General features: G+C 59.4%; 12 protein-coding genes and 2 pseudogenes. 4 read left to right on the top strand and 10 right to left on the bottom strand.

Annotated elements, in window-relative coordinates:
* Window positions 1-49 precede the first annotated feature (49 nt).
* Window positions 50-1,150, top strand: coding sequence for a Fic family protein (locus tag So717_RS18655; RefSeq protein ID WP_159980156.1), 1,101 nt, complete (start codon window positions 50-52; stop codon window positions 1,148-1,150).
* A 91-nt stretch (window positions 1,151-1,241) separates the two neighbouring features.
* Here So717_RS18655 and So717_RS18660 read toward each other — a convergent pair whose 3' ends face one another.
* On the bottom strand, window positions 1,242-1,964 hold the full coding sequence (locus tag So717_RS18660; protein WP_159980158.1) for a tyrosine-type recombinase/integrase: 723 nt from the start codon (window positions 1,962-1,964) through the stop codon (window positions 1,242-1,244).
* On the opposite strand from So717_RS18660, the pseudogene So717_RS22085 reads away from it, so the two are divergent.
* A pseudogene (locus So717_RS22085) lies at window positions 1,941-2,114 on the top strand (DUF4158 domain-containing protein); the annotation flags it as partial. The gene So717_RS18660 and the pseudogene So717_RS22085 overlap by 24 nt on opposite strands.
* Window positions 2,115-2,126: 12 nt before the next feature.
* Window positions 2,127-2,525 carry an integrase core domain-containing protein gene (locus So717_RS22090; RefSeq protein WP_174239068.1) on the top strand — a complete coding sequence of 133 codons (399 nt, stop codon included), beginning with the start codon at window positions 2,127-2,129 and terminating at the stop codon, window positions 2,523-2,525.
* A gap of 189 nt (window positions 2,526-2,714) precedes the next feature.
* Here the strand turns inward: So717_RS22090 and So717_RS18670 are convergent, their stop codons facing one another.
* The 9 genes and pseudogenes from So717_RS18670 to So717_RS18705 form a co-directional block, all read right to left on the bottom strand.
* Window positions 2,715-3,125, bottom strand: coding sequence for a hypothetical protein (locus tag So717_RS18670; protein WP_159980162.1), 411 nt, complete (start codon window positions 3,123-3,125; stop codon window positions 2,715-2,717).
* A complete protein-coding gene (locus So717_RS18675; protein ID WP_159980164.1) occupies window positions 3,116-4,639 on the bottom strand; it encodes a hypothetical protein in 1,524 nt (507 codons plus the stop codon). Before So717_RS18675 ends, So717_RS18670 begins: the two co-directional genes overlap by 10 nt.
* Window positions 4,639-5,340: a hypothetical protein gene (locus tag So717_RS18680; RefSeq protein ID WP_159980166.1), complete on the bottom strand. Its 702-nt coding sequence runs from the start codon at window positions 5,338-5,340 to the stop codon at window positions 4,639-4,641. The genes So717_RS18675 and So717_RS18680 overlap by 1 nt, the downstream gene beginning before the upstream one ends.
* A gap of 312 nt (window positions 5,341-5,652) precedes the next feature.
* Window positions 5,653-5,805: a hypothetical protein gene (locus So717_RS18685; RefSeq protein WP_159980168.1), complete on the bottom strand. Its 153-nt coding sequence runs from the start codon at window positions 5,803-5,805 to the stop codon at window positions 5,653-5,655.
* Window positions 5,803-5,994 (bottom strand): annotated as a pseudogene (locus So717_RS22785) (transposase); the annotation flags it as partial. The pseudogene So717_RS22785 and the gene So717_RS18685, both read right to left, overlap by 3 nt.
* 419 nt (window positions 5,995-6,413) lie before the next feature.
* The gene (locus So717_RS18690) at window positions 6,414-8,024 is read right to left on the bottom strand and encodes an FGGY-family carbohydrate kinase (protein WP_159980170.1); all 1,611 of its coding nucleotides are present in this window, start codon (window positions 8,022-8,024) and stop codon (window positions 6,414-6,416) included.
* Between the two features lie 6 nt (window positions 8,025-8,030).
* Window positions 8,031-8,813: an ATP-binding cassette domain-containing protein gene (locus tag So717_RS18695; RefSeq protein ID WP_159980171.1), complete on the bottom strand. Its 783-nt coding sequence runs from the start codon at window positions 8,811-8,813 to the stop codon at window positions 8,031-8,033.
* A 12-nt stretch (window positions 8,814-8,825) separates the two neighbouring features.
* Window positions 8,826-9,794 carry an ABC transporter permease gene (locus tag So717_RS18700; RefSeq protein WP_159980172.1) on the bottom strand — a complete coding sequence of 323 codons (969 nt, stop codon included), beginning with the start codon at window positions 9,792-9,794 and terminating at the stop codon, window positions 8,826-8,828.
* Between the two features lie 42 nt (window positions 9,795-9,836).
* Window positions 9,837-10,820, bottom strand: a complete 984-nt coding sequence (locus So717_RS18705; RefSeq protein ID WP_159980173.1) for a sugar ABC transporter substrate-binding protein — start codon at window positions 10,818-10,820, stop codon at window positions 9,837-9,839.
* A gap of 227 nt (window positions 10,821-11,047) precedes the next feature.
* Between So717_RS18705 and So717_RS18710 the strand changes: the two genes are divergently transcribed.
* Window positions 11,048-11,710, top strand: coding sequence for an SGNH/GDSL hydrolase family protein (locus So717_RS18710; RefSeq protein WP_159980174.1), 663 nt, complete (start codon window positions 11,048-11,050; stop codon window positions 11,708-11,710).
* Window positions 11,711-11,742 lie beyond the last annotated feature (32 nt).

Consider the following 11,742-nt stretch of genomic DNA (forward strand, 5'->3'; position numbering starts at 1 on the left):
AACTCAAAAGTGGTCTATCTGTGAGTTATAGAAAGGAGTTCTATAACTCATGGCATGGAACTGGCAGATGCCCGGTTGGCCGGATTTCCGGTACGACGATGCAGAGCTTGCGCCATTCGAGCAGCGGTTCCTGCTGTCGTCAGGCGAAGTCCTGGGTGCCGTTCAGCATGTCAATTCGGCAGAGCGTGATCAACTCCGCATCGACCTGCTGAGTGATGAGGCCATGAAAACCAGCGCCATTGAAGGTGAGATGCTGGACCGACGCAGTGTGCAATCCTCGCTTCGCCGACACCTCGGATTGGAACCAGACAACTATCCGAACAAACCCCGCGAGCAAGGTGTTGCTGAAATGATGGTTGACGTTTACTCGACCTATGCGGAGCCCCTCACGCACGACACCCTGTTTCGGTGGCACGAGATGCTTTTGTCTTTTGACAAAAGGTTGGAGGCCATCGGGTCCTATCGGCAGCACGAAGATGCCATGCAGATCGTCTCGGGTCGTCTTGACCGCCCGGTCGTGCATTTTGAGGCCCCTGCATCTGCGCAGGTTCCGGATGAGATGGAACGGTATATCGACTGGTTCAACCGGACAGGGCCTGATGCGGAAAAGCCTTTGCTGGCACTGACGCGCGCGGGCCTGAGTCATCTCTACTTCGAAAGTATCCACCCGTTTGAGGACGGCAATGGTCGCCTGGGTCGGGCCCTCGCCGAAAAATCGCTAGCTCAGAACATTGGGCAGCCGAGCCTGATCGCGCTCGCCTTCACCATCGAGCGAAAACGGAAGGACTACTACGATCAGCTTGAGCGACATCAGAAGACGCTTGATGTCACGCCTTGGCTGGTCTGGTTTGCAGAGGCCGTTCTGAAAGCGCAGCAGGTCACCCTCGACCGCGTGGGCTTCTTCATTGCCAAGGCGCATTTCTACGACCGGCATCGCGAAGCACTGAACGAAAGGCAGGCCAAGGTAATCGAGCGCATGTTCCGGGAAGGGCCTGACGGGTTCAAAGGTGGCCTGAGCGCGGAGAACTATATTTCGATCTCCGGGACATCGCGTGCAACTGCGACCAGGGATCTACAGGAACTTGTTGAGATCGGAGCCCTCACGCGTACGGGCGAACGCCGATACACACGATACTGGTTGGCCATGTAACCCAGGCAGATCCGAAAAACGCTCAAATACGCCTGCGCGTCGCGTCTTTGAAATACATCCTGCTACGGCGTTACCGACACCGAAGTTTGGATTAGCCCGAAGAGAGGGCGGGAACCCGCACGTAGATCTCCGTGGTTTTGAGGTTCGCATGCCCAAGGAGTGCCTGAACCATGCGGATGTCGATGCCTTCTTCGATCAGGAGCGTCGCGGCCGAGTGCCGGAATCTGTGCGGGGTCAGGTGGGGCTCGATGCCGAGGCGTTTTGACAGCGCTTGCAGCCGCTTGCGGAATGTCGCCGCGCGGAGCCGGCGTCCTGCCGTGTTGAGAAACAGCGGCGACGTCATCGAGCCGTTTTCCGAACGCAGCTGGCAGTAGCGTTGGAACTCCTCCTGCAGCTTCCGGTTCGGCACGAAGACGATCCGTTCCTTGCTGCCCTTCCCGCGCACGAGGAACTGGCCGCCGGCCGGCGAAACGTCGCGGACCTTTACATTGGTCAACTCACTGATCCGAAGCCCGGTCACGATCAGCAGCTTGATGATCAAGAGAGTGACGCCATCTTGGGGGGCCAGCGACCCGGCGTCCGGGCCTTGCGCGGACCGCAAATTAATCGGGTCTTCACCGGCACGGAGAACCGTTCTGAGGATGCCTCGATCGATGGGACGCGGCAGACGGCGCGGAATCCTCACCGAGATAAGGACGTCGGCGAACGGGGAGGGCAGGGCGCTGTTCCGATCTTCGCGCCACGCGCAATACGACTTGAGGGTCACAAGACGCCGCTCGATGGTCGCGGGCTTGCCGATGATGACCTTGAACATATCAATGCACGCAGGCGGTCGGAGAACCGGGTCGGCTTTGCGTTGCAACTCTGTGCGTTGCGATATCCTGGACGCCTTCTTTCGTCTGATGAGCTCATCCCGGAAAAAGTGCTGCGCTTCATCGCTGCCCAGCTTGGCCTGAAGACCGACAGAAAGAGATTGATGAACAACATCGGCCCCGGCACGAAGTCGATGCTTACGAGAGCCAGTAAAGGGGCAGCGATCATCGCAAATCCGGAGTACATCCGGTCAGATAACGGCCCCGAGTTCGCAGCAGAGGCGATGCAAGGCTGGCTGCGACGCGTCGGCATCAAGCCGATCCGCATCTATCCAGGATCGCCCTGGGAGAACGGATACAATGAGCGGTTCAACGGGACGCTGCGCCGGGAGGTTCTCGACGCGGAGTGGTTCACGACGACCGAGCAGGCGCAGATCGTCGTCAATCACTGGCTCAGACAGTACAACCACACCCGCCCGCATCAGGCACTCAACATGTGGCCACCGGTGCCAGAAACCCTATTAGAGAAACGGCTGATCAGTGGCCCAGCAACAGGGGACTAGACAGTGGCGACGAGGACATGATTGATAGCGCAGTTACACGCATCTCAGTGGTTCGCCGTATGAAAAAAAACGGTACACTAGATTGGCAAAGCCCAGACTTTGAAGTGCCTAAAAATTTTGAATCTTTTTTTAAAAGGTAACAACTGTTAGCGAACTTCTACCGCACAGCAGCCGTCTGAGTTCGGATGTTCAAACCGATCTGTTCACTACTTTCTTTCGGGTGAAGCCCAACTGCTGTGTCCACGACGCGACCTCAGCGTCTCGCGACTCTTTCTGCAAACCGAACATGATCAGATCTTCTTGCTTTCGCTCCGGCCAGTTATCAGCGCGTTTCACGATCTCATTTCGCAAACTCTCTGGGCCCTCTTGAAAAACTTTTTGTAGAGCAATGCTGCTGGGCATAGGCTTGCGAGGATCGAGGAACTCAGTTTGAATCTCGATAACCTCGACAAGCCGCGCAACGATGTCAGGGGATTGCTTTGCTCGTTCAACCAGTTCGGCCAATGCATATGGCATATAGTCGTGATACCCTCTCTGGGATTGGGCCCAGTCGATCAGCCACGACGAAGACTTGGCTCGTATTTCTTCAGTTAGTTCCATCCTTTGAAGATCCTTTGCCATTCAAGAGTCTGCAACTCATCTAACTCCTCTAATACGCTTGTGTGGCCAAGTCTGCGCATCATCGATTTCTCAACAGCGAAAGCTTCTTGCTCCCACGCCCATCGCACATTTTTGTCCGTAAGTATCCGCATGCCTTGCCAGCCGCTGGCTCGGTCTTGAAGGAAGTGTTGATATTCGTGCGACCAGGCGGAGTATGATGCATCAGGATCTATGATAAACTGACCCGGCTTACCGCCAGAACCACTGGGACCATATGCCATTGCACCAGGTCGTTCTATCACCTCGACACCTGCTTTTTCGAGTTCAGCTTTCATGGCTGCAATCTCATTCGGATGGCTCCGTGTTGCGGGTCCCATAACACGACGCGCCGGATCGGCATCTTTCATGAATGCCGAAGAACGAGGTATTCGCCCCATGATCCTCGTTTTAGCGATACCTCGTGCGATGAGGACGCCGGCGCCGGAGAGCACTGCGCCAGCGAGGCCTCCGGTGGCGGCGCCCAGAGCTGCGCCGTCGAGGCGGTCCAGCACGCCGCCTTCGTCGTGGCCCGCACCTGACAAACCACCCGTTGCGGCGCCGGTGCGGGCACCGGCTGTGACAGCGCCGCGCACGCCCTGGCCTGCGCGGGCGGCATTGGCCGCGGCGCCTCCGGCCGGCACAAAGATCGTGGGCACCGCCCCCGCGAGCTCACCGCCGACAAACCAATTCGGGTTGGCCAGCCGCTCGGCGTTCATCAGTTGACGGCGCTCGGCGACCAGCTCTTCGTAAGAACGGTCGCTGAACAGGGTCTCCAGCCGCGCCATGCCTTCTTCGCCAAACCCAAAGGTCAGACCCTGGCCACCGCCACCAAAGAAGCTCTCTGCATCAGAGGCCTGTCGCGCGTTGGTGGCCAATTCGTATTGCTCGAAGTTCCGGCGCCGGTCATCCAGATAGAGCTCGTTGAGCATGTGCTGGGAATCGAAGCCCGAGGACACATAGTCCCACAGCATGTTGGCGCCGTAGCCCGCGCCCTCGAAGAGTCCCGCGCTGGGTTTTTCATACCGCCCAGCCTCCCGCGCGATCTGATCATAGGCCTGGTTGAAGCCTTGCTCGTCCAGACCAGCCGGAATACCGCGCCACTCGGACACCGCATCTTGTTGTAGCGCGTGGTCGCGTTGACGCGCGCCGATCTGCTCCTCGGCCTCATCCATGGCCGCGTCGGTCCCGAAGATCACATAAAGCTGGGTGACCGGCACCGGGATGTAATGGCGGGGCGACAGGCCCTCATCGTTCAGCACACCTGAGGCGACCCGGTCTCCGCTGGCCATATCGTAGATGCGGTAGCCGATACCGGGGAGCGGTTGGCCGGTGCTGTCGTCCACGGCCCCCGCTTCGACCCAGTTGTCCGGGCAGTCCTCGCAGATCTGCCCGACATCGCCGGCGGGTTGACCGTCGGCCGCCGCGAGACCCTGCCGCAGCAACGCGGGATTGTTCGGGTTGCCATTAGGTCCCATCAGGCAAACCCCGCGTAGAACTCGGCCATCTGGTCGCGCATCAAATCTGGCGTCTCGGTCTCGGCGACGATCCGGCGCAGGCCGCCCATCAGCGGGTCATCGAACCAGTAGATCCCGTGGATCAGCGCAGCACCGACATAGGCCAGACGCCGCTCGGGTGTGCGCAGGCCATAGCCATCCGCATGCACGAGACAGGCATCGAGAAACGCCTTGCGGCGCGCGCGAGGCGCAAGGCTGGGGCTTTGAGCAACAAGCCCGCGCAGAGCTGCTTCAAGCGGCAACGAGGAGTCGATCCGCGCAACCAGACGCGCACCAACGACATCCAGACCTTCGCCCGTCCAGGTCGCGCCCAGCCATGTCTCGACGAAATCGCTTAGCAACACGAGACGGCGGTTTTGAGGAATGCCGGTGCGCCCCAGTGAAGACGCCACCCCGTGTTCAAACCGCGGATCATGCGGAAAATGCGCGCCCAGTGAGACACCGATGACCGCCAGCTTGAAAACCTCACGCTTGGAGGTGATGTGGTAGGCCTGCGCATAGTCCCGTACGGTGCGGACAAAGGCGGTGATATCATCCAGAGCCACACCCAGCGCTGCCATGTAGTGCGAATAGAGCGCCTGCAGCTCCTTAGCCGTTTCGCGATCCCAACCCGCAGCAGCCTGAGCCTCAAGTGCGATAAACTGCTGTTGGGAAAACTTCAAAACCAACGTATCTCACCAAATCAATAAACTGGCGCTGCAAACATATTTAGAGCAGTTGTGAGCCGATTCATAAGAAAGCAGCAAGCACGGGTGTTGTATGGCCTGTTCTCTGGCGAGGACTCGCCGATCAGGGCTTCGGGCAGCAAAGCACTGATCGGTGCGGACGGCGGGTGTGATGGCCGTCCATGATCGCATGGGAATGCCTGATCCATCGCGTCTTATGTGATCGGCAAACCGTCGAGTTTCCAGGTCTGCGCCATGTAAGAGGGCTCGAACCAGCTCGCCGTCACGCCGCTCGTAACCCACGGATTCTCAAACATCGTCGCCTCGCTTGTGGGTGAAAAGTGTTTTCAAGTCGTTGTCCCCTGCCCTCTGACCATCATTGAAACACCAGAAAAGGAGCACAGCATTGACCACCAACTGCATCGAGCCGAAAGCGCCGACATCGAGGCTGCCATCGAACACGTCTAAGCCACCATACTTCGCTTTCCATTTGTAAAATGTGGCCAAGCTGACCCGTGCTCACCGCACACGTCTGCCGTTGCCACCCCGCTTTCCTGCTGCTTCAGGATCGCCCCTCTCGGCAGATTTGTTTCACAAATCGCCTGCCGGGCAATGGATGATCTGCTCTTCGTTAAACCGTGATCTCTTCATTCCGTTCGTCTCCTGCGTTGGGGCGAACTCTCCCTGAAACTGGAGGAGGAAAGCGGCGCTTGAAAATAGGTCCGAGCCGTTTGTACGGGGTGACGACAGTCGCAGCACATATACAGGCGGCACCGGGCTGTGGTTCGTCGTTCGCGATGTTATGGCAGACCAAGGCGGAACGGTAACGCTCGTGAACTTGTCGCCGTTCGGGGCCACTTTTGCACTTAGGGTTCCGTATGCGGCGTCCCGAACCCTGATCCGACATGTTCGGCTAAGCGGTTTTGTCGATGTCATACCCGTCGCAGCCTTTTTCGACGTGGCGCCATGGTGCCCTTTGATGACTGTCTGGCAAGGTATGGCGTATCACCATGCTGGCCATACTGAGCCGTAAGAAGTGGAGCGGCGGGACGTTGCGCGAGGGTGCGCCGCTAGCCACTCATGATCTTGTGTATCGAGCCACAATGATCCTGCAGGCTTTTGAAAATATTGTACTTTTTGTCATGAAAGGGGTGCGATTCGGATCGCGGCACCAATGCTTGCCCGCCCTTCGACATCCCCTGCATCGCTTTCAGCGTGGTTGGAAACGCAGCAGATGCCTGTGCGGCCAGCATCGCCGCGCCCAGCAGGACGGGTTCGGGCTGGTTCGGAATGACGACTCCACACCCGGTGACATCCGCGAGGGTTTGGCAATAGATCCGGTTTCGCGCCATCTTGCCGCTGATGACGATTTGGGTCGTCGGAATGGCGTGTTGGTCCAATTGCTCAATGATCTGACGGGTGCCATAGGCCAGGGATTGCACACCCGCGAGATAGTCAACCGCCAGGTCTTCCAAATCGGGCGCGGTGCCCTGCCCCACCGCCATGCCGAACCGAAGCGGGTCTGCCACCGGTGTGTCATTCCCATTGATATCAGACACAATATGGCGATGGCGCGCCCGTTGGTCGTAGGGCCCCGGCCCGGTGTAATCCAGCAAGATGGTTTCGAGGTACTCATGCGGTGTCAAACTGGCCTGCGTCGCATTGAACCGCAGCTCGAACCCGGCTGCATGGCGGTTAATGATGGCATCCAGGGCCGCGCCAGCCATGGGCTGATTTGCTTCATTGACCCACAGACCCGGCAGGAGAGCGCCAAGATAGGGACCACCGACACCGGACACGTAAGCCGGCGTGCCCGAGAGCGTGATGTGGCGCGCGGATGTTCCGGCAATCAGCGCCATGGTTGCCCCATCGCCTGCCGACCCGAATGTGCCCAAGGCACCCGCATGCGCATCGGTCAGACCCATGGCCACGCGGGTCTTTCGACTTAAGCCCAAGTCTCGGGCCGCGTCTTCTGTCAGACTGCCGACGGGCTGCCCTGGGGCGGCAATATCCTGACCGATGCGGCGATAGGTTTCAGTCACCAGATCGCCCAGACCAATCTGCTTGAAGAAGGAGCTGTCCCAGCCCCGCGCCCCTTCCGCCTTTTCCGAAAGGTACCCCCACTTGCAGAGCACCGTGCAGCGAGACCGCTTTAGAGATCCGCTGGCCTTCCAGGCCAACCAGTCGGATAGGTCAAAAAAATGGGCCGCATCGTTCCAGGTGAAGGGCAAGTTCTCCTTCAACCAGACGAGCTTTGGGATGTGCGCTTCGATTGAGACAGCGCCGCCGGTGACGCGCAGGTGCTCGTGCCCTGTGCTATTGATCCGCTTCGCCGCTTCTGCTGCCCGGTGATCAGACCGCAGAATAACATCCTGCTCTGCTGACCCATCCGGAGACACCGAGACCGGTGCCCCCTTTGGACCTGTCGCCACCAGCGAGGACGTTGCGGAAAACCCGATCCCCGAGACCTGCCGCACGTCCGTCCCGGTCCGGCGGATCACGTCATGAACGCAATGGCAGGTGGCGCCCCAGATATCTGCGGTCGACTGCTGTGCAAAGCCCGATTGCGGCCGCCAGATCCGGATCTCATGCGCGCAGGCGCCGAGCATGTTGCCTTCGACGTCAAACACTCCGGCGCGGGCGCTTGCGGGACCCACATCCACCCCGATGAAAAAGGTCATAGGGGCCTAGTCTATCTGCTCTAGGTCGTCTTCGAGTTCGGTCATGTCTTCGCCTCCGGCCATTAGGTTCAGCACATCTTCACGGCTCTTCTCATCACGCTTGAAGCGCGCCGCGACCTCGCCCTGGATCAGGACACAAAAGTCATCCCCCACACTCATGGCGTGGCGCGCGTTGTGGGTGATAAAGACGATGCCCGCCCCGTTGCGGCGCGCGATCCGCATCATCTTGAGCACAATGGAGGCCTCCTTGACCCCGAGCGCCGAGGTCGGCTCGTCCAGGATCAGCATCTTTGCCCCGAAATACATCGCCCGCCCGATGGCCAGCACCTGCCGCTCTCCACCCGACATCGTGCCCACCAGCTGATCGCCATCAGTCACTCGGGTGAGGCCAAATTTCTGCATCTGCTCCACCGCGATGGCGTTGGCTTTCTGTGTGTCGATGCTATGGAACGGCCAGCGGCCCCTGACCGGCTCAGCCCCAAGAAAGAAGTTACGCCCCACACTCATCAACGGGATGGACCCCACATTCTGATGCACTGTTGCGATCCCCCGTTGCCGGGCCTCACGCGGGCCGGAAAACCGGGTCTCTTGCCCTTCAAACCAAATCTTCCCGCGCGTGGGTTGGTGGTAGCCCGACAGCACCTTGATCAAGGTCGATTTCCCGGCGCCGTTGTCGCCCAGCAAACACAGAATCTTGCCGGGCTGCACGGCCATTGAAACGTCGCGCAGGGCCTTGGTGGACCCAAAGAACTTGTCGACGTTGCGCAGCTCCATCAGCGTATTGGACATATCTTGTACGCCCTATCGCGCGGTCAGCGCGAGGCGCCGGACATAGTTGTTGGCGAGCACGGCGACAGCCAGAAGCAGACCCAGGAACAATTGGATCCAGTCCGTATTCCAGCCGGTGTAGAAGATCCCGCTGGAGATGACTCCAAACAGCGCCGTACCAAAGACGATCCCCACAACCGAGCCATAACCGCCGGTCAACAGCACCCCGCCGATCACAACGACGATCGGCGCCTGAAAGACATAGCCCATGCCATAGGTCGCGTTGCCCGAATTCCATTGGATGCCCTGCAGGATACCGACCAAAGCGGCGCAGACGCCGGTGGCCACGAAGAGCATGATCTTGACCCGCTCGACGGGGACGCCTGCCGCCCGGGCGGCGTCTTCATTGCCGCCTGTGGCATAGATCCAGTTGCCGAAGCTGCTTTTGGCCAGGACCCGGTAGCCGATATAGGCCACAAGCGCCCACCACAGGATGGAGATATTGGCCTGCCCGAGGCGAGAGGCAAACGCGAGCTTGGCGCTGTCGGAGGCAAAGATCGACGACGACGTGACATTCGCAATCAGACGCGACAGACCCATGGTGGCGCCGATCACGATGAAGTTGGTCGCCAGCGTCACGATAAAGCTGGGCAGCTTGGTCTTTACAACAGCCAGCCCGTTGGCCAGCCCAATCACCGCCCCGGCCAGCAGCGCCAAGCCAATCATCGGCCAGGTCGGCGCCCCGAACTGGTTTGTCCCAAGTGCCAAGATCATTGAGGCCGCGCCGACGGTTGACCCAATTGAGAGGTCGAACTCCCCTGAAATCATCAACAGCCCGACCGGGATCGCAACGATTCCAAGCTCAGCCGCGAGATTCAACCACCCAGCGGTGCCATTGAGCGAGACGAACCCCGTGCCCGGCGTCGCCAGCGCAAAGAAGAGGTAAGTCAAGAGAAAGGCCGCGAAGGCTCCCGTCTCTGGACGTCGCAAAAGATGTGTCAAATCCGGCCTCTTTGACGGTTCAGCATTGTCTTGGGGCGGCGCTCAGGAGGCGCCGCGCACACCTGCGTGTTTGCGGTTCACGTCAAGCGTCGCATCCACATTGGATTGGTCGATCACCAGCGGCCCTGTTTTCACGTGTCCGATGGGCTGCAGCCCATAGTTCAGATACTGGAACGCCACCTGCATCGACATGAAACCCTGCAAATAGGGTTGCTGGTCCATGGCAAAAGCCAAATCGCCCGATTGGATCGCCAGCAGCGCCTCATTGGACAGATCGGCGGTACCGACCATCACGTCGCCCTTGCGCCCGACCTCGTCAACTGCGCGCAGGGCCGACATGGCAGGCACGGCGTTCAGCGTGTAAATCCCGTCAATGCCCGGATTGGCCTGCAGGGTGCCCTTGATCGCTTGGGTCATCGCCTGCGGGTTGGTCGCGTCACCGGTGCCAATTGTCTGATAGATGGTCTCAACGCCAGCCGCCTCCATTGCCGCGACGTAGCCATTGCACCGCTCCTCCACGGTCGGGTTGCCGGGCACCTGGTTGAAACAGAGCCCCAATGTCACCCCGGCTTCGGCCTGAAGTTCACCGGCCTTGAAGCCCATCTGAAACGGATCTTCCCCGATAAAACCGATGGAGCCGTTCTGCTCCCAGAGGGTCTGGCCGGAGTTGTGGATGAGCACCGGGATGCCCGCTGCCGTAGCTTCCTTGATCAGCGGGTCCATACCATCGGGGAAAAACTCGCCCACCAGCAACATGCGCGGGTTGCGGCTGATCGCCTGTTGCAGCAGGCGGGGGTAGTCACTTGTCATGTTCGAGGTGTCGGTCACGGCGATATATTGGTAGTCGAGCCCGAAGGTCTCGGCCCCGTCATCGAAACCCTGTTTCACGGCTGCAAAGAACGGCCAGGACAGCGGCCCGCTGATCACGAGGATCGGACCATCATCATCAGCCAGCGCGGGCGATACGGCACCAAACCCCAACGCAATCGCTGCGACAGCGGCTTTGATCTTTCCGAAAAGTTTCATCTGTTCCTCCCCTGTTTCCACCCGTTGTCCTTGGCTCAACTCACGCGGGTCAGGACGCAGGTCTCTCGACACAGCCTGAATTCAGAAATGATGTCAATAATAATAATTCAGAATGAATGATTATTGACGGACTGCGCTGCACGACCTAGCCTCATCTGTGACACGCTTCGGCAAAAAACAACAAAAACATTTTCAACTGAGGGCCTTATACAGGTTTGGAATGACGGATGAGGACAGTGCTCTGCTACGGAGACTCAAACACCTACGGGCAAACAACGGCGAATTTACCTGACGACAGATATCCGCATGACGTCCGTTGGCCGGGCGTTTTAAGACAGGAATTGGGCGCGGAGTGGATGGTGATCGAAGAGGGTTTGAGCGGGCGCACCACCGTCAGCGACGACCCCATCGAAGGGGCCGAAAAGAACGGGCGCACCTATCTGCGCCCCTGTATCATGAGCCACAAGCCGCTGGATCTGGTGATCCTGATGCTGGGCACAAACGACCTCAAGATCCGCTTCAACAAGACCCCGGGCGAGATTGCAATGGGAATCGGCGCGCTGATTTCCGACATCAAATCCATGCCGGCGGGCCTCAATGGCCGGGTGCCCGAGATGCTGGTCGTGGCGCCGCCGCCAACGGCGATGGATCTGAAGGACTGGTCCGGTGTCTTTCAGGACGCGCAGGAGAAATCGCGCGCCTTGGCGGCGGAGTATGAGCGCATCGCGGACATGCACGAGGTGCATTTTTTCGATGCCGCCCTTGTGGTGCGCTCCAGCGATGATGATGGGTTTCACCTCGATGTCGCGGCGCATCTCGCGCTGGGGCAGGCCATCGCGCAAGAGGTCGCCGCCATCGGTTGGCTTCCACAGGAGCAGCCCGGTGCATAGCGCGCAGATGAGCAGCGGAGACTGATTTTGCC

The sequence above is a fragment of the Roseobacter cerasinus genome (genome assembly GCF_009811755.1).
GTDB lineage: Bacteria > Pseudomonadota > Alphaproteobacteria > Rhodobacterales > Rhodobacteraceae > Roseobacter > Roseobacter cerasinus.

What these genes read in the sequence shown, in the direction of transcription:
- So717_RS18655 (WP_159980156.1), top strand. Translation starts at nt 50, where the DNA reads ATGGCATGGAACTGGCAGATGCCCGGTTGGCCGGATTTCCGGTACGAC.
- So717_RS18660 (WP_159980158.1), bottom strand. Translation starts at nt 1,964, where the DNA reads ATGTTCAAGGTCATCATCGGCAAGCCCGCGACCATCGAGCGGCGTCTT.
- So717_RS22090 (WP_174239068.1), top strand. Translation starts at nt 2,127, where the DNA reads ATGAACAACATCGGCCCCGGCACGAAGTCGATGCTTACGAGAGCCAGT.
- So717_RS18670 (WP_159980162.1), bottom strand. Translation starts at nt 3,125, where the DNA reads ATGGAACTAACTGAAGAAATACGAGCCAAGTCTTCGTCGTGGCTGATC.
- So717_RS18675 (WP_159980164.1), bottom strand. Translation starts at nt 4,639, where the DNA reads ATGGGACCTAATGGCAACCCGAACAATCCCGCGTTGCTGCGGCAGGGT.
- So717_RS18690 (WP_159980170.1), bottom strand. Translation starts at nt 8,024, where the DNA reads ATGACCTTTTTCATCGGGGTGGATGTGGGTCCCGCAAGCGCCCGCGCC.
- So717_RS18695 (WP_159980171.1), bottom strand. Translation starts at nt 8,813, where the DNA reads ATGTCCAATACGCTGATGGAGCTGCGCAACGTCGACAAGTTCTTTGGG.
- So717_RS18705 (WP_159980173.1), bottom strand. Translation starts at nt 10,820, where the DNA reads ATGAAACTTTTCGGAAAGATCAAAGCCGCTGTCGCAGCGATTGCGTTG.
- So717_RS18710 (WP_159980174.1), top strand. Translation starts at nt 11,048, where the DNA reads ATGAGGACAGTGCTCTGCTACGGAGACTCAAACACCTACGGGCAAACA.